This window comes from Devosia sp. XGJD_8 (assembly GCF_046614475.1).
Lineage (GTDB): Bacteria > Pseudomonadota > Alphaproteobacteria > Rhizobiales > Devosiaceae > Devosia.
This window is the reverse complement of record NZ_JBKJHF010000001.1, coordinates 2,049,373-2,072,703: the sequence shown is the minus strand read 5'-3', so window position 1 is coordinate 2,072,703 and position 23,331 is coordinate 2,049,373. Positions and strand designations below refer to the sequence as shown.

General features: G+C 65.2%; 20 protein-coding genes. 15 read left to right on the top strand and 5 right to left on the bottom strand.

What is annotated here, in order from left to right; all coding sequences use genetic code 11:
• Window positions 1–100: 100 nt before the first annotated feature.
• Window positions 101–1,102: a TIGR03842 family LLM class F420-dependent oxidoreductase gene (locus ACLI1C_RS09740; protein WP_411396662.1), complete on the top strand. Its 1,002-nt coding sequence runs from the start codon at window positions 101–103 to the stop codon at window positions 1,100–1,102.
• Window positions 1,103–1,117: 15 nt separating this feature from the next.
• On the opposite strand, the gene ACLI1C_RS09735 is transcribed toward ACLI1C_RS09740, so the two are convergent.
• From ACLI1C_RS09735 to ACLI1C_RS09720, 4 genes are read right to left on the bottom strand one after another with little or no spacing between them, the layout of a single operon-like run.
• Window positions 1,118–2,974, bottom strand: a complete 1,857-nt coding sequence (locus ACLI1C_RS09735; protein WP_411396661.1) for an adenine deaminase — start codon at window positions 2,972–2,974, stop codon at window positions 1,118–1,120.
• A gap of 5 nt (window positions 2,975–2,979) precedes the next feature.
• Complete coding sequence (locus ACLI1C_RS09730; RefSeq protein ID WP_411396660.1) at window positions 2,980–3,561, bottom strand: AAA family ATPase; 582 nt, start codon at window positions 3,559–3,561, stop codon at window positions 2,980–2,982.
• Window positions 3,562–3,602: 41 nt separating this feature from the next.
• Entirely contained in the window at window positions 3,603–4,607 is a 1,005-nt protein-coding gene (locus ACLI1C_RS09725; protein WP_411396659.1) for a LacI family DNA-binding transcriptional regulator, read from the bottom strand.
• A gap of 9 nt (window positions 4,608–4,616) precedes the next feature.
• Window positions 4,617–5,360: a creatininase family protein gene (locus ACLI1C_RS09720; protein ID WP_411396658.1), complete on the bottom strand. Its 744-nt coding sequence runs from the start codon at window positions 5,358–5,360 to the stop codon at window positions 4,617–4,619.
• A 109-nt stretch (window positions 5,361–5,469) separates the two neighbouring features.
• Here ACLI1C_RS09720 and ACLI1C_RS09715 point away from each other — a divergent pair, with 109 nt between their 5' ends.
• From ACLI1C_RS09715 to ACLI1C_RS09650, 14 genes are all read left to right on the top strand, one after another.
• On the top strand, window positions 5,470–6,813 hold the full coding sequence (locus ACLI1C_RS09715) for an amidohydrolase family protein (protein ID WP_411396657.1): 1,344 nt from the start codon (window positions 5,470–5,472) through the stop codon (window positions 6,811–6,813).
• Between the two features lies 1 nt (window position 6,814).
• Window positions 6,815–7,771, top strand: a complete 957-nt coding sequence (locus ACLI1C_RS09710) for a nucleoside hydrolase (protein WP_411396656.1) — start codon at window positions 6,815–6,817, stop codon at window positions 7,769–7,771.
• 19 nt (window positions 7,772–7,790) lie between these two features.
• A complete protein-coding gene (locus ACLI1C_RS09705) occupies window positions 7,791–8,834 on the top strand; it encodes a BMP family lipoprotein (protein ID WP_411396655.1) in 1,044 nt (347 codons plus the stop codon).
• Between the two features lie 59 nt (window positions 8,835–8,893).
• Window positions 8,894–10,438: an ABC transporter ATP-binding protein gene (locus ACLI1C_RS09700; protein ID WP_411396654.1), complete on the top strand. Its 1,545-nt coding sequence runs from the start codon at window positions 8,894–8,896 to the stop codon at window positions 10,436–10,438.
• A complete protein-coding gene (locus ACLI1C_RS09695) occupies window positions 10,435–11,547 on the top strand; it encodes an ABC transporter permease (RefSeq protein ID WP_411396653.1) in 1,113 nt (370 codons plus the stop codon). The genes ACLI1C_RS09700 and ACLI1C_RS09695 overlap by 4 nt, the downstream gene beginning before the upstream one ends.
• Window positions 11,544–12,491 (top strand): ABC transporter permease, encoded by a 948-nt coding sequence (locus ACLI1C_RS09690; RefSeq protein WP_411396652.1) that lies wholly within the window; start codon window positions 11,544–11,546, stop codon window positions 12,489–12,491. Before ACLI1C_RS09695 ends, ACLI1C_RS09690 begins: the two co-directional genes overlap by 4 nt.
• 235 nt (window positions 12,492–12,726) lie before the next feature.
• On the top strand, window positions 12,727–13,761 hold the full coding sequence (locus tag ACLI1C_RS09685; RefSeq protein WP_411396651.1) for an ABC transporter substrate-binding protein: 1,035 nt from the start codon (window positions 12,727–12,729) through the stop codon (window positions 13,759–13,761).
• Between the two features lie 127 nt (window positions 13,762–13,888).
• A complete protein-coding gene (locus ACLI1C_RS09680) occupies window positions 13,889–14,713 on the top strand; it encodes an ABC transporter permease (RefSeq protein WP_411396650.1) in 825 nt (274 codons plus the stop codon).
• Entirely contained in the window at window positions 14,710–15,501 is a 792-nt protein-coding gene (locus tag ACLI1C_RS09675) for an ABC transporter permease (RefSeq protein WP_411396649.1), read from the top strand. Before ACLI1C_RS09680 ends, ACLI1C_RS09675 begins: the two co-directional genes overlap by 4 nt.
• Window positions 15,502–15,506: 5 nt before the next feature.
• Window positions 15,507–16,574 (top strand): ABC transporter ATP-binding protein, encoded by a 1,068-nt coding sequence (locus ACLI1C_RS09670; protein WP_411396648.1) that lies wholly within the window; start codon window positions 15,507–15,509, stop codon window positions 16,572–16,574.
• Window positions 16,575–16,740: 166 nt separating this feature from the next.
• A complete protein-coding gene (locus ACLI1C_RS09665) occupies window positions 16,741–18,063 on the top strand; it encodes an amidohydrolase family protein (protein ID WP_411396647.1) in 1,323 nt (440 codons plus the stop codon).
• Window positions 18,060–19,451 carry a M20/M25/M40 family metallo-hydrolase gene (locus ACLI1C_RS09660; protein ID WP_411396646.1) on the top strand — a complete coding sequence of 464 codons (1,392 nt, stop codon included), beginning with the start codon at window positions 18,060–18,062 and terminating at the stop codon, window positions 19,449–19,451. Before ACLI1C_RS09665 ends, ACLI1C_RS09660 begins: the two co-directional genes overlap by 4 nt.
• Window positions 19,445–21,262, top strand: a complete 1,818-nt coding sequence (locus ACLI1C_RS09655) for an adenine deaminase C-terminal domain-containing protein (protein WP_411398286.1) — start codon at window positions 19,445–19,447, stop codon at window positions 21,260–21,262. Before ACLI1C_RS09660 ends, ACLI1C_RS09655 begins: the two co-directional genes overlap by 7 nt.
• The gene (locus ACLI1C_RS09650; RefSeq protein WP_411396645.1) at window positions 21,240–22,130 is read left to right on the top strand and encodes a nucleoside hydrolase; all 891 of its coding nucleotides are present in this window, start codon (window positions 21,240–21,242) and stop codon (window positions 22,128–22,130) included. Before ACLI1C_RS09655 ends, ACLI1C_RS09650 begins: the two co-directional genes overlap by 23 nt.
• Here ACLI1C_RS09650 and ACLI1C_RS09645 read toward each other — a convergent pair.
• The gene (locus ACLI1C_RS09645) at window positions 22,127–23,293 is read right to left on the bottom strand and encodes a M20 aminoacylase family protein (protein ID WP_411396644.1); all 1,167 of its coding nucleotides are present in this window, start codon (window positions 23,291–23,293) and stop codon (window positions 22,127–22,129) included. The genes ACLI1C_RS09650 and ACLI1C_RS09645 overlap by 4 nt on opposite strands.
• Window positions 23,294–23,331 lie beyond the last annotated feature (38 nt).

The following is a 23,331-nucleotide window of genomic DNA, read 5'->3' as shown; positions in this document are numbered from 1 at the left end:
TCGGCCAGGTCCGCGCAATTGCGATTGACAATCACGACGCGCCGACCCAAAAATTTGATCGACTGGTCAAATTTCTGATCAATACATGCGGGAGGCGCGTATGGAATTCGGCATCACCTTCAAGGGCTTCATCGAGGCCGAGCGAGCCCGCTATCTGGTGCGCGCCGCCGAATATGCCGGCTTCAGCTATTGCTGGTTCTACGATTCCCACATTCTCTGGCGCGATTGCTACGCTGCCATTGCCATGTGCATGGAACACACGACCGACATGCGCTTTGGCCCGCTGGTGACCAATCCTGACGTGCGTGACTGGTCTGTTGCCGCCTCCATCTTCGGCTCCCTGTCCAAGCAGAGCGGTGGCCGTTTTGATCTCGCCGTAGGCCGCGGCGACAGCTCCATGCGCGTCATGGGCAAGAAGCCGGCCACCCTGGCGCGTGTCGCAGACTTCATCGCCAAGACCAAGGCCATGGTGCGCGGCGAGGAAGTTACCTATGGCGAGATCCCGGCTGCGGTGAAGTTCCCCTGGGCCGTCGGGCATGACATGCCGAGCTGGATTGCCGCCTATGGCCCGCTGGCGCTCAAGACCGCGGGCGAGCATGCCGATGGCGTCGTGCTGCAGCTGGCCGATCCCGGACTCTGCAAGTGGTTCACCGACCAGTGCCTCGAGGCCGGTAAGGCCGCCGGCCGCGACATGTCGAATTTCCGCTCAATGGCCGCCGCGCCGGCCTATTTCGGTGACAAGGCCCGTGCCATCGAGGCCACCAAGTGGTTCCCGGCCATGGTGGGCAACCACGTGGCCGACATCGTCGAAAAATATGGCGCCGACAGCGACCAGATCCCGCAGAGCCTTACCAGCTATATCGAGAAGCGCCGCGGCTACGACTATTCCAAGCACGGCCAGGCGGACAATCCATTCCTCGATTTCATCACGCCCGACGTGGTCGAGAACTTCTGCGTGCTGGGTGAGCCGGACGAGCATATCGCCAAGATCCATACGCTCAAGGATGCCGGCGTTACCCAGTTCAACATCTACCTCGATAGCGGCGACGAGGAAGAGATCATTGCCGGCTACGGTCGCCATGTGATCCCGGCATTCCGCTAGGCAATTCGGGTCCCCTCACCACACGATAGGGTGAGTCTCCCCGGTCGCTACATTGACGAAGCCCTCGGGCGCCAGCGGCGAGGGCGCTACCAGCACCCAGCGCCAGGGTGCGCAGGTCAGTGTGGCGAAGGCCAGCCGTTCGGGGAAACCGGGCCACCAGCGTGGCGAGAAGGTGGGCTCATACATCCATTCGATGCTTTCGCCCTCGCGATAGAGCGTTTGCATCTCCGCATCGAGCTCCGCTGCCGGCCGGCAAGTCATCAGCCCACCCACCTCGTAGCGCACCGTCGCCACCAGCTCACCGCGCCGCACCAGCGCCCAGCCGCCCTGCGTTTCGCGCAGCGCGTTGACGGCCTGCGCCATGGCGGCGTCGGACGAGCCGACCACCCAGATATTGTGCTTGTCGTGCCCCATCGAGCAGGCCAGCGCGGTGTCTTCGGTCCTGGGCCCCGTGCCCAGCCAGAACATCCGGGCGGTTTTGCCCTCGCCCGAAAAGCGGTCGACGATGGCGAATTTGGTGATGTTGCGCTCCGCATCGCGCTGCACCAGGCCGTCGACTACGGGAAGTTCGGTGATGATAAACTCATCGGACCAATGGAATGGCCGCAGCAGCGCCGCGCTGACGCTCTCGCGCCCCTCCGGCGCCGCAATGGCAAAGTCGGCCGCCGTCAGCTGTCGATCGATTTTGACGGTCCGTGTCGCCCAGTCCGGCCAGTCGATGCGCGGCAAGGCACCGACATAGTCCCTGCCCCGCGACACCTGCGCGCCATCGGCCCAGACCTCGGCAATGGAAAGGCTCGCAACATCGTCCAGCAGCACCAGGTCGGCAAAGCGTCCCGGTGCGATCGAGCCGACCCAGGGCGTCAGCCGCATATGCCGCGCCGGATTGATCGTGACCAGCTGGATGGCGATCTCGGGCACCAGCCCTGCCTCGATAGCCAGTCGCACATTGTGGTCCGTCGCACCCAGCTTCATCGTGTCCGAGCAGGAGCGGTCGTCGGTACAGAGCGCAAACTGCGACCAGTCCTGCTGCCCGTCGGCCAGAAGGCCGCTGACGATTTCCTTGAGCGAGTGCGGCCTGATCTCCATGAACAGGCCCCGCCGCAGTTTGTCGGCCACCTCTTCCGGCGTCCATGCCTCATGGTCGGAGGCCATGCCGGCGGCGGCGAAGGCGTTGATGTCGTCAATGGCCCGCATGCCTGCCGCGTGCCCCTCGACGACCCCGCGCTGCTCGAACGTTGCGCGGATCATGCCCCAGAGCCGCTCATAGGATGGATTATCCGGATTCCACACCGCCGGCCAATCCATCACTTCATCAAGTCCGGCTACCATCATCTGGCTGCTGAGAAATTCGCGCTGCTCGTCATAGCCGAAATGACCACCGCCCCACTCATAGGCGGTGGGTGGTACGGCCGAACCGGGTAGCGGGAAGATCTTCATCGGCGATCCGGCCAGCCGCGCCTTGAGCCAGAATTCGAGGTTCTTCGGCCCGTTGACGTTGGAGAATTCGTGGCTAGCTTCGCAGGTCCAGGTGCAGCCATGCGGCAGGACCAGGGCCGCCTCGTATTCCGGGGTCAGGTGACTCGATTCGATATGCTTGTGCACTTCGCCAAAGCCGGGCACCGCCGCCAGCTGCGAGCGGTCCACCCGCTCATCCACCTGGCCAGAATATTTTCCCGCCGGCCCCACCCAGGCGATGCGGCGCCCCGAGACGACAATCTCCTGGTTGTCATGCCAGCGCCGTCCATTGACGTCGAGCAGGCGCCCGACGCGGATGGCGCGCGTCGCCGGGCGCTTGCCCAGCGCGACCAGCGCCAGGTGCTGGCGGATGCGGACTTCGTCCGCGGCATTGATCAGAAGGTCGTCGGGCATATCCGTCACGTCAGCTTACCTTCGTCCAATGCCTTGATGATCCAGTCACGGTATTTCTGGTTCTTGTCACTGGCCTCCGGCATGACGCGCGAGGCCTCTTCCATGAAGTAGCGATAGTCACGACCCATTTTCTGGCCGCGCAATGTGTGCATGTCGAGCGCCACATCGGGTATTTCGGGCTGCAACTCGCCGAGAGCCGTGCCGCGCATGGCCCAGTTGACCATGTCGTCGGTGGTGCGCTCCTTGGTCGAGCCTGCCAGCACGCGGATGGCATGGGCGGCAAACAGGAACCGCTCGCCGCCCGGCCGCTGGTAGCGCTTGTGCTGCTGGTAGAGGGTCTCGACCAGTATGGGCGCCTGCGGATTGCCCAGGCCAATATCCTCCACCGCGATGACGCAGAGGCGCGACCACAGCATCTCCTCCATTTCGGCGCTAGTGAGATACATTTCCCAGCCCAGCAGCAGCACATTGTCGAGCATGCCGCGCCGCAGGCATTTCTGCAGCGCCGAGATCACCTCGTCGGCGGCAAAGCCATGCTCGGTGGTGGTGCGCTGCCACGGATCGGGCGGCTGCTGTACCTTCGTCATCGTCCGGCTCCCGTTTCGGCCCTCGGTGTGTTTCTCATGCTTTACCCGGCCCGCATGTCGCGGACCGATTTGCGGATGACCAGGCTGACCGGCAGCCGCGTCAGCGGCTCTGCGTCGGTCTTGTTGATCTGGGCCAGCAGCCGGTCGAACGCCACGCGGCCCATTTCGGCGACCGGCTGCCGGATCGTGGTCAGCGGCGGATCGACCAGTTCGGCAAAGGGCATATCATCGAAACCGACGAGCGAAAGCCCGTCCGGCACGGCTATCCCCGCCTGTCGCGTCGCCTGCAGCACGCCGATGGCGATATAGTCCGAACATGCAAGGATGGCAGTCGGTCGCTGTGCGCTGTGCAGCAGGTGCATCGCCGCTGCCCGGCCGTAGTCGCGGGTATATTGCCCCAGCAAGACCCAGCCCGGACGCACCGCCAGTCCGGCCTCATGCATGGCCCGTTCAAAGCCCGCCAGCCGCTCGCTCACGCTCATCAGCCGTTGCGGTCCGCCGATGATGGCGATCTCGCGATGCCCCGCCTCGATCAGGTGCCGGGTCGCCAGATATCCCCCCTGCTCGTTCTCGACAAAGACGCGCGGGACCGGCACGCCGGGAATATCCTCGTCGAGCAGAACCACATTGTGGTGCGGCTCCAGGAGCGCCGCGAGCGTGCCGTCGTCGGGCTGGTTGGTCATCATGATCAACCCGTCGACATGCTGATCCTGCAGGCGCTGGATCGCATCGATCTCGCGGGCCCGATCGCCCTGGGTCGAGGACATGTAGACGGCATAGCCATGCTGCTGCGCCGCAGCCTCCACGGCCGCCGCCAGCTCGGCGAAGAACGGGTTGGCGATTTCCGGCGTCACAAGGCTTATGGCCTCGGTCTTGCCGGTGGAGAGGCGCTTGGCCAGCAGGTTGGGCCGATAGTTCAGTTTGGCGATGGCCGCGTCGATGCGGTCGCGCGTGGCCTGCGGCAGTTCTATCCGGTTGTTCAGGTAGCGCGAGACCGCCGTCGGCGAGACGCCGGCCGCCTCGGCAACCTCGCTCAGCGTGGCCATGGCGCGCCCTCAGATGGCATGGCGGGCTTGCCACAGGCCAATCAGCCGCAGGCTTTCGGCGACGATTCCCTCAATCAGCGCCTCGCCCTTGGCTGCGGTTGCCGGGCGCGGATCGCCGAAGACGCCGGTCGCGTTGAAATCGCGCAGCTGCATCGGCTCGATGCCGAAGGTCGGCGGAAAGGCGGGATATTCCGGCGCTGCCCGGCTCATATCGACCGCGTCGGGCCGCAGGGCCAGCATCATGGCCGTCTCCACCTCGTCGGCGTGATAGAATCCCGGTCCTGCCGGCTCGCTGTCGCAGATATCCCCAGCCAGCTTTTCCAGATGCGGATAGTCGAGATGGACCACCGGCAGGCCCTCGGCAACGAGCGCGCGTGCCGCCAGGCTTATCGGCTCGCGATTGCCGAAGTGGCCATTGATGATGACAAGGCCGGCGAATCCGTTGCGTCGCACACCCCGCCCGATATCGATGATCACCGCGCGCAAGGTATCGGGTGAGAGCGACAGCGTGCCGGGAAAGGCCTCGTTGTTCCAGGCGTCGCCATAAGCGATCGGTGGCAGCACCACCGCCTCCAGCGCTGCGGCAATGCGGCGGGATACGCCCAGCGCCAGATCCGTATCGGTGGTCAGCGGCAGGTGGGCGCCGTGCTGCTCGCAGGCGCCGATGGCCAGGACGGCCAGTGCCCCCCTGCCCGCGGCCGCGGCGATATCGGGCCAGGCGGTATGGGCGAAGTCTGATGCTATCTTGTGCATTGTTCCAACTAGCATATGGTTTAGGCAAAGGCGCTGTGATTGGATTTGACAAGCCCAAGATAAGTGGCGTTAGATCGGCTTGTAAACCGCTTTACTAATTTGTGGGCAAATGGCTTCGTTTCTGCTTCGTGACGCTACCATCCTGACGGTTGACGCCGCCGACACGGTATTTGCCGAGGGTTGGATCAGCGTCGAGGATGGCCGGATCACCGGCGCGGGGCCAGCTTCAAGCACGCCTGCTGCCAGCAATTTCGATGAAGTCTTGCAGCTTGCTGGCCATTTGCTGCTGCCCGGGCTCGTCAATGCCCACACCCATTCCGCCATGGTGCTGTTTCGCGGCCGCTCCGAGGGGCAGAGCCTGCTCACTATGGATGGCTGGTACAATTCCATCCGCGAACCCGAACTGTCGCTCCAGGCATCCGACATCGGCCCTGCCGTCGCCCTCTCCTGCGCCGAGATGGCGCTGTCGGGCACGACCACATTCTGCGACCAGTATTTCTTTGCCGATGAGATCGCGGCTGCCGCCGGCGAAAGCGGTCTGCGCGCCGTCATTGCCTATGGCATCGTGCAGCTCGGCGACACGGCGCGGGGCGAGGAGGAACTGGCTCGGGCTGCCGCCTTCATCGAGCGCCAGCGTTCGGCCGACGGGCGGATCATCCCTTGGTTCGGTCCTCACGCGCCCTATGTCGACAATTCCGAGGACTTGCTGCGCGCCGAGGTGGCCATGGCGGTCAAGTATGGCGTCGGTATGCACCTGCATATGGCGGCCGGGCCGGAGGACAATGCGGAGACCATGGCCCGCTACGGCCTTACCGCCACGCAGGCGCTGTCGCGTGCCGGATTCTTTGCCGGTCGGGTGCATGCCGCCCACTGCCTCGACCTGAGCGAGGAGGACATTGCCATCTTTGCTGCGGCTCCTGCTGCGTCGGTGTCCTATAATGCCACGGCCGGCCTGCGCTCGGGCCGCGAGGGCATCTGTCCGGCGGTGAGGCTGCGCGAGGCAGGCGTCGTCGTCGCCTTGGGCACCGACAACGTGGCTGCCAACAATTCCTACGACATGATCGCCGAGATGCGCGTCGCGGGGCTCGTCGCGTCCCATCGCGAAGGTCGGGCCCAGCCCATTTCCAGCCGCGAACTGGTGCGCATGGCCACCATCGACGGCGCGCGGGCGCTGGGCCTCGAGCATGAGATCGGCTCGCTCGAAGTGGGCAAGGCCGCCGACATCATCGCCATCGACATGAGTGGACCCGGCTATTCCGAGACTCCCGATGTGGAAACGGTACTGGTCTATTCCGGCAGCGGGCGCGATGTGCGACATGTCTGGGTTGCCGGCGAACCCATCGTCCGGGACCGTACGTTGCTGCGGCGGGGCTATGCCGAAATCCGCAGCGATTATTCCATAACATACAAAGACTTCTGGTCGCGAGTTGAAGCGGCACGAAAGGTAGCTTGAGTTGACGAAGACGAAACTGATCCTGGATACCGATGGCGGCGTGGATGACGCCCAGGCCCTGCTGATGCTGATCGCTGCCGGTCGCACGCCGGATGCCATCACCACGGTATTCGGCAATGTGGGGCTGGATGCGGCCACCCGCAACATCCTGACGACGCTGGCCGTGGTTGGCGCTGAGGTGCCCGTGCACAAGGGCGCCGACCGGCCGCTGACCCAACCCATCATCGATGCCAAGTATATCCACGGCGAAGATGGTCTCGGCGGCGCGCCGCGTCCTGCCACCCTGCCCCAGCCGGCCAGCGAGGATGCCGTCGGCTTCCTGCGCCAGAGCTTCCGCGATGCGGCGGCCAAGGGCGAGCAGATCGATATCCTGATGATCGGTCCGCTGACCAACCTGGCGCTGGCGCTGCGGGTCGAGCCGACGATCATTGCCGGCATCGGCCAGCTGACGATCATGGGCGGCACTGTCTATGGGCGCGGCAACACCACGCCGGCGGCCGAGTTCAACATCTTTGCCGATCCGGAATCGGCGGCGGTCATCTTCCGGTCCGAGATCGACATCGTCGTCGTGCCGTGGGAGCCCTGCGTGACCCACAACATGGTGGGTGCCGATGTGGATGCGGCCTTCGCGCCGATCGACACCAGCCTGGCCAAGGCTTTCTCCGAAGCCCTCGCCGACCATGCCCGCAGGACCAATGCCAGCTATGGCGGCGGCGACGTATTCCGCTTCGTCGATCCGCTGGCGGCAGCCGTCGTCATCGATCCGTCCATCGTCACCAAGTCCATCCGCGCCTCGGTCGACGTGGCGCTGGCGCCTGGCATCACCCGCGGCATGACCGTGGTCGACCTGTCGGGGCGCCTCGGCACGCCCATGGTCACGCTGGTGGAAGAGGCGAAGCTCGACAGCCTGGTTGCCCTCTACACCGCCTCCATCGCCTACAACCCCAACAAGAACTGAAACTTCAGGAGAGCCGTCCATGTCGTTGAAAATTCTGTCTCGCCGGGCCTTTTCCGGCCTTGCGCTTGCCGCCGGACTGATGTCCTCGGCGGCTGTGGTCGCGCAGGAATACACCGCCGACAATCCGCTGAGCGTGGCGCTCGTGCTGCACGGCACGTTGGGCGACAAGAGCTTCCTCGACAGCGCCGCCGCGGGCGTCGAGCAGGCCGCTGGCGAGCTTCCGGTGGAGGTGAAGATCATCGAAGCCGGCTATGACCGTGGTCGCTGGCAGCCCGCCCTGGCTGACGCCGTCGACACCGGTTACGACGTCGTCATCGTCGGCACGTTCGACATGACCGGCTTTGTCGTCGAGCTGGCGCCCGACTACCCCGAAACCAAGTTCATCGTGTTCGACGATGCTCCGGATTTCTCGACCGGTTGCTGCGACAACGTTCTGGCGTTGCAGTACCAGACCTCGTCGGCCGGCTACCTGGCGGGCTACGCTGCCGCAAAGGTGTCGGCCTCGGGCGTGCTGGGCACGATCATCGGCATGGAATTCCCCACCGTCACCGACTTCAAGGTCGGCTTCGATGAGGGCGCCATGGCGGCCAACCCCGATGTGACCATCCTCAACGCCGTTGCCGGCACGTTCAGCGACCCGGCCAAGGGCAAGGAAATCGCCCTGGCGCAGCTCGCCCAGGGTGCGGATGTGATCTTCCCGATCGCCGGGGGCACCGGTATCGGCGCGCTGCAGGCCGTCCGCGATGCTGGCAAACTGGCCGTGGGCGTCGACAGCGACCAGGCGACGATCTTCGCGGCCACCGACCAGGCCCAGGCCGACGTGATCTTCACCTCGGTGGAAAAGAAGGTTGGTGACTCGCTGTTCCTGGCCCTGCAGCAGACGCTGGATGGCAGCGCAGCCTATGGCTCGGCCGTGCTGCTCGGCATGCCGGAAGGCGCCGTCGGCATCTCCAAGAACGCCTATTACGAGAAACTGGTGCCGGCCGAGGTTCGTACCGAAGTCGATGCCCTCGAGGCCGAGATCATTGCCGGCACGCTCGTGCCCGCGACCGCCATGAAGTAATCCGGCCGGCGGCGCCTTGCATGGCGCCGCCGCTTCTCTTCCAACCGGAAAGACGACGCATGAGTGCGCTCCTCGAGGCCATCGGCATTGGCAAGACCTATCCCGGCGGCGTTGTCGCCAATGACGGCGTCAACCTCTCGGTGAATGCCGGGGAGGTCCATGCCGTGGTCGGCGAAAACGGCGCCGGCAAATCCACGCTGATGAAGATCCTGTTCGGCATCGAACATGCCGATCGCGGCGAGCTGCGGCTGGACGGCAAGGTGGTCAACTTCGCCAATCCGCGCGAGGCGATCAACAGCGGCATCGGCATGGTGTTCCAGCATTTCTCGCTGGTCCCGTCCTTCTCGGTCTACGAAAACGTCGTGCTGGGTTCCGAGCCGCATGCCGGCATCCGCTTTGACCGCCAGAAGGCGATCGCGGCGGTGCGCGAACTCTCAGAGAAATTCCGCCTGTCCGTCGATCCCCTCCCCCCGGTCGGCCAATTGCCGGTCGGCCAGCAGCAGCGCGTGGAAATCCTCAAGGCACTCTATCGCGACGCCCGCATCCTGATCCTCGATGAGCCAACGGCCGTGCTTGCTCCACAAGAGGTGGAAGAGCTGTTCGTCGCTGTGCGCGCGCTGGTCGAACAGGGCCGTACGGTGATCTTCATCGCGCACAAGCTGCCCGAAGTGCTCGAGATATCGGACCGCATCACCGTGATGCGCGGTGGCAAGACGGTGGGCCAGGTGGCCGCCCGCGACGTCACCGAACAGAGTCTTGCCACCATAATGGTGGGGCGCGAAGTGGCGCTGCGCGTCGAGCGCGCCAGCAATGACGGCGCCATGGCCTGCGAGATCAAGGCGCTGAAGGTCAAAAGCGAATCCGGCGCTCTGCTGGTGGACGATCTCAACCTGCGCGTGCATGCCGGCGAAATCGTCGGGCTGGTGGGTGTCGAAGGCAATGGCCAATCCGAACTGCTCGAGGCCATTGCCGGCCTGCGACCGATTGCCGATGGCGTCGCCTATCTCGATGGCACCAGCCTCTCGCCGCTGAGCGTGCTGGAGCGGCGCGCCAGGGGTCTCGCCAGCATTCCCGAGGACCGCATCGCGCGCGGCCTGGCCGCCGGTTCCAGCGTGGCCGAGAACCTCGTCGCGACCCGGCTCGATGATCCGCGCTATGTGCGCAATGGCCTGCTCGACCTCAAGGCGATCAAGGCCAATGCGGAGAAGCTGATCGAGCGCTTCTCCATCCGTGTCGGCGGCCCGGGCGCTGCGGTGAGTACGCTGTCGGGCGGCAATATGCAGAAGGTCGTGGTGGCGCGCGAGCTGTCCGAGCAACCCAGGCTGCTGCTGGTCAACCAACCGACGCGGGGTGTCGATCTCGGCGCCACTCAGTTCATCTGGAAGTCGCTGACCGAGGCCCGCGATGCCGGTGCCGCCGTGCTGCTCAGCTCCGCCGACCTTTCCGAACTGCTGGCCCTGTCGGACCGCCTTGTCGTCTTCTACCGCGGCCGCATCGTCGCGGCCTTCGTCAATTCCGATACGCTGACGCCCGAAGCCCTGGGCACCTACATGCTCGGCATTGCCAGCCAGACCCCCGAAGAAATGCAGGGAGGCCTGCGATGAGCATGACGACCCAGGCCGAACTCAGCCGGCGGGACCGGCTCAAGACCATCCGCCGCGAGGCTGGACGCGCACTCGGAGCCGCGCTGATCGCGCTGGGCATTGCCTTTGTCATCGTGCTGTTCACCTCCAAGGCGCCGCTCGAGGCCTTCAATGTGCTGCTCACCGCGCCGATGTCGCGGCCGCGCACCATCGGGCTGTGGATCGACGACGTCGCCAAGCTGACCATTACCGGCCTGGCCTTCAGCCTCGTCTTCCAGGCGCGGCAGTTTTCCATGGGCGTGCAGGGCCAGGTCTATGTCGGCGCGCTGGCGGCTGCCTATGTGGCGCTGTCGCCCATCGGCTCGACCTGGGCGGGCCTGCCGGTCGGGGTGTTCTGCGCCATGCTGGCCGGCGCCTTCTGGGGCTTCATCCCCGGCATTGCCAAGGTCAAGTTCGGCGCCAACGAGATCGTCTCCTCGCTGATGCTGAACTATATCGCCATCGAGCTATGCAACTTCCTGGTGCGCACCAACCTGCCCAAGCCGCAGCCCGGCGTGCTGACCACCAACAATTTCCCCGAAACGGCGGTATTCCCGCCGCTGGTGGATGGCACGCGCATCGACCTGGGCCTGATCTTTGCCCTTGTCGCCGTGCTCGCCGTCTGGTTCGCGCTCTATCGGACCAGCTGGGGCCTCAAGCTGCGCCTTGTCGGGCACAATGCCAATTTCGCCGAATATGCCGGCATCCGCTCCACCGCCATCATGGTCTCGGCCATGACGGCGGCCGGGGCGCTGGGCGGGCTGCTCGGCTCGATGTTCGTGCAGGGCCAGACCTATGGCTATCTGACGGTGCTGTTCGAGGGGAACCTGGCCTTCGAGGGCATTCTCGTCGCCATCGTCGCGCGCAGCCGTCCGCTGGCGGTGCCGGTGGTGGCGCTGTTCTACGGTTATCTGCGGCAGGGCGCGCAGCTGATGAACCTGCGCACCGACGTGCCGTCCGAAGTCATCGGCGTGGTCACCGCCATCATCATCCTGCTTGTCGCCTCTTCCTTTTCCATGCCCGGCCGCCAGTTCTGGGCGCGGATCATGGGGCGGTCGGCGGCTGCCCCGGCGCTGGAGGCACAGAAATGATCGAACTGCTGATGACGGTGCTGTCGACCACCTTCTTCGTCACGGTGGTGCGCACCACGACGCCACTGCTGCTGGCGACATTGGGCGGACTGATCGCCGATCTGGGGGGCGCGCTCAATGTGGCGCTCGAGGGCATGATGCTGGTGGGGTGCCTCACCGCCGTCATCGTCTCGGTCTTCGCCCCCTGGTATGTCGCCGTGCTCGCAGCCGTCCTGGCCGGAGCGCTGCTGGGCGGGGTCATGGCCTTCTTCCACCTGCGGCTCAAGGCCGACATCATCCTGGTCGGCTTTGCCATCAACATCCTGGCGGCGGGCGGCACGGTGTTTGCGCTGACCCTGGCGACGGGCGGCGACAAGGGCACCTCGATCAACCTGACCTCCAAGGCGGTTCCGGCGCTCGACCTCTCCTTCCTTGGCGTCATTCCCGGCATCGGCGATTTCCTCGTCCGCATGCTGTCGGGCCATTCCATCCTGTCCTGGCTTGCCGCCTTCCTGGTCTTTGCCATCTGGTATTTCCTCTACCGCACGCCCTGGGGCCTGTGGCTGCGCGGCGTGGGCGAATATCCGGCCGCCCCGGAAGCGGCAGGCATTCCCGTCAACGCCATCCGCACCTGGAGCCTCCTGGTCTCTGGCGGACTCGCCGCCCTCGGCGGGGCACAACTGGCCATGTTCAACTATATCGGCTTTACCCGCGACATGACGGCGGGCCGCGGTTTCATCGCCTTGGGCGCGGTGCTGCTGGGCGCGCGCCATCCGGTCGGGGCGCTGCTGGCGGCGCTGCTGTTCGGGGTGTTCGAGGCGCTGGCCGTGGTCATGCCGGGGCTCTTCAACTGGATCCCGGCCGAGCTGATCCGGATGATCCCCTTTGTCGTGACCATCCTGGCGCTGTTCCTGTTCAGCTACCGCGCGCTGCAGGCTCGCCGCCTGCGGTCGGCCGGTCACTGATGGCTTGCCAGCCCGGTTCAGGGAGCGCAATTTCCGGGGCTGGCGATGTCGCGACGATCACGGAAACTGCGCCGCTCAGGACGTGAAAACGCCGTTGATAAACCGCTTGACCGAACGGATAGCCCAAAGTTTGGGCTTGCCGAGGTCCAGCCGCAAAAATAGGCTTCGACCAGGGAGCCGCCCATTCGTCAATCCATCGCTGGCGCCCCGCCGGCGATGTATAAGGAAGCTGAAAATGAAAAAAGTTTTCGTCACTGCTCTGGCGCTGTCCGCCACTGCCCTGCTCTCCGCCGCCCCCGCTTCCGCGCAGGGCAAGACGCTCACCATTTCCTGGTGGGGCTTCAACGGCGAAAAGCTCGAATCCATCGTGCTGGCGCCGTTCCGCGAACAGTGCGGCTGCGAGATCGTGTTCGAGACCGGCAATAATGGCGAGCGCCTCAACAAGATCCAGATCCGCAACGGCGGCGGCGTCGATGTGGCCTATTTCTCCGACAGCTTCAGCCAGCAGGGCATCGAAGCTGGCCTGTTCCAGAAGATCGATCCGGCCAAGCTGCCGAACCTGGCGGGCATCTATGACCTCGCCAAGGATCCGCAGGGCGGCTACGGCCCGGCCTATACGATCGGCCGCGTCGGCATCGTCTATGACTCGGCCAAGGTGACCACCCCGATCACCTCGTGGAACGACCTGTGGCGCGAAGACCTGGCATCGTCGCTGTCGCTGCCCGGCATTACCACCACGGCCGGCCCCATGGTGGTCATGAAGGCGGGCGATCATGCCGGCGTCGACGCCTTTACCGATGAAGACGCCGCCTTTGCCGCCGTTGAGGAGCTCAAGCCGAATGTAGTGAAGAACTACAATACCGGCTCGGAGATGATCAACCTGTTCTCGACCGGTGAAGTCAGCGCTGCCATTGCGCAGGATTTCACGCTCGGCCAGATCCGGGCTGCCGTGCCGACCGTGGTCTGGGCCGACCTGGCGGAAGGCTCGATCGCCACGCTCAATACGGTCAATATCCCGGTCGGCGCTGCCGAGCCGGAACTGGCCTATGAGTTCATCAACTTCATCCTCTCCCCCGAAATCCAGCAGCAGCTGGCCGAACAGGGCGTCGATGCACCGGTGGTGACCTCGGTCGAGCTCACCGATGAACAGGCTGCGCTCTGGACCTATGGCGCCGACGTGATCGACGGGTTGCAGCGCGTCGACTACGTCAAGATGAACGCCGCCAAGGGTGGCTGGGTCGATCGCTGGAACGAAATCTTCGGCATGTAAGAGCTGCAGGCGCGGCCCAGCCGCGCCTGTTTCGCATTGAACGAATTACACACGCGGTGTCATCCCGACCTTTGCCGGGGTGACATCGTGGTTGTGGCGCCCATTGAGCGCCACGGAAGGCCCATCAATGAAACGCTTTGCCGGCTGGACCCTGGCCTCCCCCGCGACCCTCTTGGTCGTGGTCTTTCTCGTGCTGCCGGTGCTGGCGACCATTGTCACCACCTTCACCACGCCTGCCGGTCCCCTTGCCACCTATCAGGCCTTTTTCGGCAGCGGCTTCCGCCGCACCGTGCTGATGCGGACCATCCAGGTGTCGCTGGCCACCACGGCGATTGCCCTCGTCATCGGCTTTCTCACCGCCTATGTGGTGTCGCGCGCGCCGGGGTGGCTGAAATCCATCCTCATCATCGCGGCGGTGTTTCCGCTGCTGACCGGCGTCGTGGTGCGCTCCTTTGCCTGGCTCATCATCCTGGGCAAGAACGGCATCCTCAATTCAACCCTGCTGAGCCTGGGCCTGATCGGCGAGCCAATGAGCATGCTCTACACCCAGGGCGCCGTCATCGTGGCCATGGTCTATCTGTTCGTGCCGCTGATGATCCTGACGCTGGTCGGCGTACTGGAGGGCATTCCCGATGATCTGATCCAGGCCTCGGCCTCGCTCGGGGCCAAGCCGTCGGCCACCTTCCTCCAGGTCACCCTGCCACTGGCCGTGCCGGGCCTCATCGTCGGCGCCGTGCTGGTCTTTACCGGAAGCTTCACCTCCTATGCCACGCCGCAATTGCTGGGTGGCGAACAGGTGATGATGATGGGCACGCTGATGTATCAGCAGGCCATGGTGACCTTCGACTGGGTGGCCGCCTCGACCATTGCCGCGGTCATGGTGGTGATCACCATCGCCATCGTGCTGCTGATGACCCGCGTCGCCCGGCGCCTCAACCCGATGGCCGTGTGATGACCCATAAAATCCACCCCCTGCTGATCGCCGGCACCGTCCTTGTCTTCATGTTCCTGGTCGGGCCGCTGATCATCGTGCTGGGCGCCGCGCTCAGCGACACCACCTATCTCACCTTCCCGCCCCAGGGCCTGTCGCTGCGCTGGTTCGAGAACATCTTCCAGATCGACGCCTTCCGCCGCACCATCGTCACCAGCCTGCAGATTGCATTCCTCTCGACCATGATCGCCCTGGTGATCGGTATTCCGGCCGCCTATGCGCTCAACCGGCATCGCATCCAGCTGCCGGGTTGGCTCTCCACCCTGTTCATCCTGCCCGTGCTGGTGCCCGAGCTGGTGCTGGGCTTCTCGCTGCTCAAGAACCTCGCTGTGCAGTTCAATTCGCCGATCTACATCTCGCTGCTGTTCGGTCACTCGCTGCTGGTGCTGCCCTATGTGGTCCGGGTGATCAGCGCCTCGCTCGCCTCCTTCGATTTCTCCATCGAGGAGGCCGCGATCAGCCTCGGTTCGCCGCCGCTCAAGACCTTTTTCACGATCCTCTTACCCAATGTCCGCTCTGGCGTGATCGCGGCCTTCATCCTGGCCTTCATCACTTCGATCAACGATGTGTCGATCTCGATCTTCCTGACCGGACCCGGGCTCTCCACCCTGCCCATCCAGCTGCTCGCGCATATGGAGCAGTTCTTCGATCCCACAGTGGCCTCCGTCTCGGTGCTGCTAATGATTCTCACCGTGGCCGTGATGGCCATTGTCGAGCGCACGCTCGGCCTGACCTTCCTAGCCAAGTAGTATCCATGACCCAGGCCCTTACGCTCCAGTCGATCTCCGCCCATTACGGCACCACCCAGGTGCTGGAAAACCTGTCCCTGTCGGTAGCCGAAGGAGAGCTCGTTTCCCTGCTCGGCGCCAGCGGCTGCGGCAAGACCACGACGCTCCGACTTGTCGCCGGCTTCCTGCAGCCCACTTCGGGCACCATCACCCTGGGTGGTCGTGACCTCACCCGCCTGCCGCCCTATCAGCGTGACATTGGTCTGGTCTTTCAGAACTACGCGCTGTTCCCGCATCTGTCGGTGGCCGACAATGTCGGCTTTGGTCTGAAGCAGCGCGGCATTTCCGGTGCAGACCGCACCAAACGCGTCACTGCCATGCTCGAACGCGTCGGCCTTGCCCATCTAGCCGATCGCCTGCCCGGCGCCCTGTCTGGTGGCCAGAAGCAGCGCGTGGCGCTGGCCCGGGCCCTGGTCATCGAGCCGCCGCTGCTGATGTTCGATGAGCCCCTGAGCAATCTCGATGCCAAGCTGCGCATCGACATGCGTGTCGAGATCCGCCAGCTGCAGCGCGCCAATGGCACCACCTCGGTCTATGTAACGCATGACCAGGAAGAGGCCTTTTCCATCTCTGATCGCGTCGCCATCATGCATGCCGGCCGCATCATGCAGCTCGATACGCCGGAGACGCTGTACCAGCGCCCCGCCAATGCCTTTGTCGCCCGCTTTGTCGGCTTCGAGAATCTCATCGCCATGAAGGTCGTGGCCCGCGACGGAGCCAAGGTTACCGCCGAAGCGCCGGGCGGGGTCAGGCTGACCCTGTCGCTGGAACAGTTCGGCACCATTCCCGACCGCTTCACACTCGCCTGCCGGGCCGATGGCCTGGCCGTCACCGACAACCTCGCCATGGAAGGCATTCCGGCCACGCTGGGCCTGCGCACCTATCTCGGCCGCGCCTACCAGTATCAGTGCGAGACCCCGGCCGGCGCGCTGGTCGCCAATGGTCCGCTGACCCGTCCATTGGAGCCGGGCGTCGCCGCCAAGCTCGTACCGGTGCCGGAACAGTGCACGATCCTGGCGCCGGAAGCGGATTGATGCTGGTGGAAGGCCCGGAATTCGCAGTCGACACCCTCCCCCTTGCGGGGAGGGATCAAGGGTGGGGGGCGGTTGGCCCTTATATCGGGGCTCTCGCACCCCCTCCCACCCTCCCCCGTCGAGGGGGAGGTGCCGCCCGGTGGGTGGTGGACCATAGCGCCACACCATGACGACCATCCTCACCAATGCCTGGCTGCTCACAATCGACCCGGCCCTCACCGAGCACAATCCCGGCTGGCTACAGATCGATGGCACCAGTATCACCGCGCTCGGCTCCGGCACGCCGCCGGTGATCGACAATGCCGAAATCATCGATTGTGGCGGCGATATCGTCATGCCGGGCATGGTCAATACCCACTGCCATATGGGCATGGCGGTGTTCCGGGGCCTCGCTGAAGATGTCGATGACCGGCTCTATCGCTATATCCTGCCGCTGGAGCGCAAGTTCGTCACGCCCGACATGGTCCGCATCGGCTCGGCCCTGTCGGCGCTGGAGATGATCCAAGGCGGCGTCACCACCGTCGCCGACATGTACTATTTCGAAACCGAGGTGGCCAAGGTCTGCGCGGCTGCCGGACTGCGGGCCGTGCTTGGCCAGACCCTGGCCGATTTCGATCCGCCCGACCACAAGAGCTTCGACGAAGGCTTCGCCCGGGTCGAAGAACTGGTCGATGCCTGTGCCGGCCAGCCGCTGCTCACCCCCTCCATCGCCCCGCATGCCCCCTACTCCACGGGCCTCGCCGTGATGGAGCGGATCGCCCAGTGGTCGGCCGACCATCCCGACGTGCCGGTGCAGATGCACCTGGCCGAGAGCACTCTGGAGGTGGACTGGGCCCGCAAGACGCATGGCCAGAGCACGGTGGCCGTCACGCGCGATGCGGGCCTGCTCAAGCCGGGCCTTATTGCGGCCCATTGCCTGCAGCTCGATGATGCCGACATCGCCATGATGGCCGAGGCCGGCGTCCACGCCGTCACCAACCCGCGCTCCAATGGCAAGGCCGGCCGCGGCATTGCCCCGGTGGAGAAAATGCGACGGGCGGGCATCCCGGTCGGCATCGGCAGCGATGGCGCCATGAGCGGCAATACGCTGGACCTGTTCAGCCAGTTCGCACCGGTCTCGATGTTCGCCAAGCTGCTGGGCGGCTCGCGCAAGCCGCTGCCCGCTGTCGACGTCATCCGCATGGCGACCATCGAGGGCGCCACTGTGCTGGGCCTTGCCGACAGGGTCGGATCGCTCGAAGCGGGCAAGCAGGCCGACCTGATCCGGATCAGCCTCGCGGCACCGCGCATCCACCCGATCTACGATGCCTATTCGGCTCTCGTCTTTGCCGCCATGCCGTCGGATGTGACCCATGCAATGGTTGCCGGCCGCTGGCTGATGCGCGACCGCCGCGTCGAGACGCTCGACCCGGCAAAAACCACAAGCGATGCCGTTCATATCGCGGTCATGTTCAAGGCCGAAATGCGGCAGATCGACGAGGTGCCATGACCCAGCTCGACGCTATCCTCGCCCGGGTGGATGCGGATATCCCCCAGAGCCTCGACAGGTTATTCCAGCTGATCCGCATCCCCTCGGTCTCGACCGAGGCGCGCTACGCTGCCAATTGTCGCCGCGCGGCCGAGTGGCTGCGTGAAGAGCTTGGCAGCCTGGGCTTTGACGCGACGGTGCGCGACACCGACGGCCACCCCATGGTGGTGGCGCATGGCCCGGCGGTTGCCGGCCCGCATGTCCTGTTCTACGGCCACTATGACGTGCAGCCGGTCGATCCTCTCAACCTCTGGCACACCGAGCCTTTCGAGCCATCGCTGGCGCCGCAGCCCGATGGGGAGACCCATATCCTGGGTCGCGGCGCATCAGACGACAAAGGGCAGTTGCTGACCTTCATCGAAGCCTGCCGCGCCTTCAAGGCGGTCACCGGCGCCCTGCCGATCCGTATCTCCATGCTGTTCGAGGGCGAGGAAGAGGCCGGCAGCCCCAGCCTCGGGCCGTTCCTGGCCGAGCATGGCGAGGGCCTGCGGGCCGATGTCATGCTGGTCTGCGATACCGACATGTGGGACCGCGATACACCGGCCATCACCACGATGTGGCGCGGCTTTGTCAGCGAAGAGTTCGAAATTACCTGTGCTGACAGGGACTTGCATTCCGGCATGTTCGGCAGCGCCGCGCGGAACGCTGCGCAGGTCATCGGCACCATCATCGGCAGGCTGCGCAACGAGGATGGCAGCGTGGCCATTCCCGGATTCTATGATGGCGTGGTGGAGCTGCCCCAGGCCATAGCCGAGCAGTGGAACCGCCTGCCGTTCGACGCGAGCAAGTTCCTCGCCGATGTTGGCCTATCCACACCAGCCGGGGAAACCGGCCGCTCGGTACTCGAACAGGTCTGGGCCCGTCCCACCTGCGAGATCAACGGCGTCTGGAGCGGCTATACCGGTGACGGCTTCAAGACTGTCATTCCCGCCAAGGCCAGTGCCAAGCTCAGCTTCCGCCTCGTCGCCGGGCAGGATCCGCACCATATCCGACAGCTGTTCCGCGACTATGTGCAGAGCCTCCTGCCGCCCGACTGCACCGTCACGTTCAAGGCCTATGCCGCCGCCCCCGCCCAGATGATGCCCCTCGACGGCACGCTGCTGACCCAGGCCCGCGGGGCGTTAAGCGACGAATGGGGCCGCGAGGCGGCGCTGGCCGGCACGGGTGGTTCCATCCCTATCCTCGGCGAGTTCAAGCAGAAACTCGGCATGGATGCCCTCCTGATCGGCTTTGCCCGCTTCGACAACCGCATCCACAGCCCCAACGAGAAATACGACCTGTCGAGCTTCCACAAGGGCATCCGCTCCTGGGTGCGCATTCTCGCCGCCTTCTCGGAGACCAGATCATGACCATCACCCGCTTTTCCGTCGCCCCGCTGCATGCCAGCACCATGCACCTGGCGGCCGTGGCCGGTGGACGCGCCGCGGCGGACCTGGTCATCACCGGCGCCAGGGTGCTCTCGACCTATTCGGAGCGGATCGCCGGGGACCGGGAGATCTGGCTCGCCAATGGCCGTGTCGCTGCGGTCATGCCGGCTGGTGCGCACAGAAAGGGCCCTGCCCCAAAGGCCATCTATGACGCCAGGGGCGGCATTATCGCGCCGGGCCTGGTCGACCCGCATATTCACATCGAAAGCTCGATGGTGACGGCCTGCGCCTATGCCGAGGCGGCCCTGCTCAATGGCACGACGACGATCTTCTGCGACAGCCACGAGATCGGCAATGTGATGGACGTCGCCGGCGTCGAGGCCATGCTGGACGATGCGCGGATGGCGCCCCTCTCCATCTTCCTCACCGTACCCTCCACTGTCCCCGCCACCTCCCCCGAACTCGAAACCGCCGGCGGCGACCTGACGCCGGACAAGATCGGCGCCCTGTTCGACAAGTGGCCTGAGGCGGTCGCCCTCGGCGAAAAGATGGATTTCGTGCCCGTGGCCATGGGCGACCCGCGCAGCCACTCCATCATTGCCGAAGCCCTCAGGCGTAACCGGCCGGTTTCCGGTCACATCTATGGCCGCGACTTCGTCGCGCCCTATGCGGCCTCGGGCGTCACCGACACGCATGAGGCCATCGATCGCGAGATCGCCAATGACCTCGTCGATGCCGGCATCTGGGTCTTCCTGCGTGGCGGCAATCCGGCGACGCCTTGGAATTCCATCGTCGAGGCGATCAAGCCGATCACCGAGCTGGGCGCCAGCCACAAGCGCTTCTGCGTCTGCACGGACGATCGCGACGCCGATGACCTGCTGAACTTCGGGCTCGACTGGGTGGTGCGCGAAGCCATTCGCTGCGGCATGAAGCCGGAACAGGCCTGGGCCATGGGTTCACTGCATGGCGCCACCCGCTTCGGCATGGGTGACGAGATCGGCGGCCTCGGCGGCGGACGCCGGGCCGATCTGGTGCTGCTCGATGACACGATGAAACCCGTCAGCACATGGTATGGCGGGGAACTGGTGGTCGGTGACCGCAAGGTGACGCCCCTGCTCGAAGCCACGCTCAATCAGCGCTATCGTTATCCCGAGGCGGCCTACAACACCGTCCACCTGCCCAGGGCGCGCAAGCTCGTTCCCGAACTGCCCACGGAGCCCGTCATCGCCAATGCCATCGGCATCGAAATGCCCGGCATCGTGTTGCCGCATCGCAAGGTGGCCATCGAGCCGGCCAATGACTGGTCGACAATTCTCGAGCGCCACGGCCTGAGCTTTGTCACGGTCATCGAGCGCCATGGCAAATCCGATGGCGGCATTGCCCATGGCCTGCTGCAGGATTTCGGCATTCGCAACGGCGCCGTTGGCTCGAGCGTCGGCCATGACAGCCACAATATCATCCTGGCCGGCACCAACGAGGCCGACATGGCCCTGGCGCTCGCCACGATCGAGGCGGCCAAGGGCGGCGTGGTCGTGGTGCAGGATGGCAAGGTGACGGCCTTTGTCGGCCTGCCGGTGGCGGGTCTGCTCTCCGACAAGCGCGTGCATGAGGTGGCCGCGGAGAACCAGGCGCTCAAGCGTGCATGGCAGGATGCGGGCTGCAGCATCCCCTATATGGGGTTCAACCTGATCCCCCTGTCGGTCATTCCGGAGATCCGGATCACCGACAAAGGTCTTGTGAAGGTCCCCGAAATGGTGCTGGCTCCCCTTTATGAACCGACGAGTCGTCATTGACACCGACCCGGGCCTCGACGATGCCGTGGCCATTCTCTTCGCGCTGGCGAGCGGGCGCTTTGACGTCCTGGGTCTGACCACGGTTGCCGGCAATATCGGGCTGGAGCGGACGTCGGCCAATGCCGGCGGCCTGCTTGCCGTCATGGAGCGAGGCGATATCCCCGTGATTTCCGGCGCCGCCACGGCCATGCTGCGCGACAATATCGACGCCATCGTCGTGCATGGGGCCGATGGGCTCCGCGGCATCACCCTGCCCCCGCCCCTGGCTCCGGTCCAGACAGATGCCGTGGCCTGGCTCGCCGAGACGCTGCTGGCGGCGCCAAGCGGTTCCATCGACATTCTTGCGCTGGGCCCGCTGACCAATATCGGCCATCTGGTGAGTGCCTTTCCCGAGGCGGCGGGGCGTATCGGCAACCTGATCGTCATGGGCGGCGCCATTGCCGAGCCCGGCAATTCCGGCCCGGCTTCCGAATTCAACTTTGCCGCTGACCCGGAAGCGGTGGCGCTGGTCTTGCGCTCGGATATCCGGACCACCATCGTGCCGCTGGATGTGACACGCAGATTGCGGGCTGACCGGGCCTATATCGAGGCGCTGCGGGGCAGCAAGGCGGGCGACCTCGTGGCCGACATCCTCACAGCCTATCTGGTCGATGGCAAGCAGAGCCGGCCCCTGCACGACCCTTGCGTGATGCTGCTCGCCCTGGCGCCTGAGCTGTTCGAGATCGAAGTGCTGCGCCTGTCGGTCAATCTAGGGGACGATCCGGATGCCGGCGCGCTGACGCAGACCGATACGGGGTCACCCGTCGCCGTTGCCATGCGCGTCGACGCGGAGCGGGCCCTCGCCCTGTTGGCCAGCGGCTTTCGCTAGGCCAGTTCCTGCTCCACCAGCGCGGTCCAGTAGCGGGCGCCGGTGGGGATCGCCGCGTCGTTGAAGTCGTAGCGGGAATTGTGGTGCAGCGCACCATCCACAGCGGGGCCATTGCCCAGCCAGACATAGCAGCCCGGCGCCCGATTGCTGAATTCGGCGAAGTCGTCGCCGGCGGTGGAGGGCGGGAAATCCGTCACCACGGGTTTACCCGTTACGGCTGCTGCGGCCGCAAAGGCTGCGGCCGTTGCGCCGGCATCGTTGATCACGGGCGCGATGCGGCGCTTGAAGGTGTAGCTGGCGTGGATACCGAACATGCTGGCCACACCCGCCGCCAACTGGCCGATCTCTGCCTCCAGCTGGTCGCGCACCTCTGCCGAATAGGCGCGCGCCGTGCCGCCGATCTGCACATCATCGGGGATGACATTGAGCGCGCGGAAGTCGCCGCCGGTAATGGCGCAGGCGCTGACCACGGCCGGCTGCAGCGGATCGACGCGGCGGGCCACGATGGTGTGGATGGCGGTGAGAAAATGCGCGGCAGCAGTCATGGTATCGCGCCCCAGATGCGGCTTGGCCCCGTGGGTGCCGACGCCGTGAAAGGTCACCTCCCAGCTGTCGGAAGACGCCAGTTGCGGCCCAGTGACCACGGCCATCTCGTCGGGCGCCAGGCCCGGCATGTTGTGCAGGCCGTAGACGGCGTCGATCGGAAAGCGCTCAAGGAAGCCGTCAGCCAGCATGGCCCGCGCCCCACCGCGTCCCTCCTCGGCCGGCTGGAAGATGAAATGCACCGTGCCGGAAAACCGGCGCGTGCGCGCCAGGTGGCGTGCCGCCGCCAGCAGCATCACTGTGTGACCATCGTGGCCGCAGGCATGCATGGTATTGGCGGTGCTGGACTTGTAGGGCACATCGCCCAGTTCGGGCATGGCCAGTGCATCCATATCGGCGCGCAAGGCGATGGAGCGGCTGCCGGTCCCGGCCCGGAGCGTGCCGACAATACCGGTCTTGCCCAGCCCGCGATGGACCTCAATGCCTGCCTCTTCCAGCCATTGCGCGACGATGCCGCTGGTGCGTATTTCCTCGAAGCCGAGTTCGGGATGGGCGTGCAGATCCCGGCGCAGGGCAATCATCGCCTCAAGCTCGAAAGGGTCGTTGTCTCCATGGGTCATGGATTGCTAAGCTCTTGAAAATCAACGTAAGCGCAGCA

Bases quoted from the DNA above. Each gene is read 5' to 3' on its own strand.
- ACLI1C_RS09660 (WP_411396646.1), top strand. From the start codon at position 18,060: ATGACCCAGCTCGACGCTATCCTCGCCCGGGTGGATGCGGATATCCCC.
- ACLI1C_RS09680 (WP_411396650.1), top strand. From the start codon at position 13,889: ATGAAACGCTTTGCCGGCTGGACCCTGGCCTCCCCCGCGACCCTCTTG.
- ACLI1C_RS09670 (WP_411396648.1), top strand. From the start codon at position 15,507: ATGACCCAGGCCCTTACGCTCCAGTCGATCTCCGCCCATTACGGCACC.
- ACLI1C_RS09690 (WP_411396652.1), top strand. From the start codon at position 11,544: ATGATCGAACTGCTGATGACGGTGCTGTCGACCACCTTCTTCGTCACG.
- ACLI1C_RS09735 (WP_411396661.1), bottom strand. From the start codon at position 2,974: ATGCCCGACGACCTTCTGATCAATGCCGCGGACGAAGTCCGCATCCGC.
- ACLI1C_RS09650 (WP_411396645.1), top strand. From the start codon at position 21,240: ATGAACCGACGAGTCGTCATTGACACCGACCCGGGCCTCGACGATGCC.
- ACLI1C_RS09740 (WP_411396662.1), top strand. From the start codon at position 101: ATGGAATTCGGCATCACCTTCAAGGGCTTCATCGAGGCCGAGCGAGCC.
- ACLI1C_RS09695 (WP_411396653.1), top strand. From the start codon at position 10,435: ATGAGCATGACGACCCAGGCCGAACTCAGCCGGCGGGACCGGCTCAAG.
- ACLI1C_RS09720 (WP_411396658.1), bottom strand. From the start codon at position 5,360: ATGCACAAGATAGCATCAGACTTCGCCCATACCGCCTGGCCCGATATC.
- ACLI1C_RS09645 (WP_411396644.1), bottom strand. From the start codon at position 23,293: ATGACCCATGGAGACAACGACCCTTTCGAGCTTGAGGCGATGATTGCC.
- ACLI1C_RS09705 (WP_411396655.1), top strand. From the start codon at position 7,791: ATGTCGTTGAAAATTCTGTCTCGCCGGGCCTTTTCCGGCCTTGCGCTT.
- ACLI1C_RS09665 (WP_411396647.1), top strand. From the start codon at position 16,741: ATGACGACCATCCTCACCAATGCCTGGCTGCTCACAATCGACCCGGCC.
- ACLI1C_RS09715 (WP_411396657.1), top strand. From the start codon at position 5,470: ATGGCTTCGTTTCTGCTTCGTGACGCTACCATCCTGACGGTTGACGCC.
- ACLI1C_RS09730 (WP_411396660.1), bottom strand. From the start codon at position 3,561: ATGACGAAGGTACAGCAGCCGCCCGATCCGTGGCAGCGCACCACCACC.
- ACLI1C_RS09685 (WP_411396651.1), top strand. From the start codon at position 12,727: ATGAAAAAAGTTTTCGTCACTGCTCTGGCGCTGTCCGCCACTGCCCTG.
- ACLI1C_RS09700 (WP_411396654.1), top strand. From the start codon at position 8,894: ATGAGTGCGCTCCTCGAGGCCATCGGCATTGGCAAGACCTATCCCGGC.
- ACLI1C_RS09725 (WP_411396659.1), bottom strand. From the start codon at position 4,607: ATGGCCACGCTGAGCGAGGTTGCCGAGGCGGCCGGCGTCTCGCCGACG.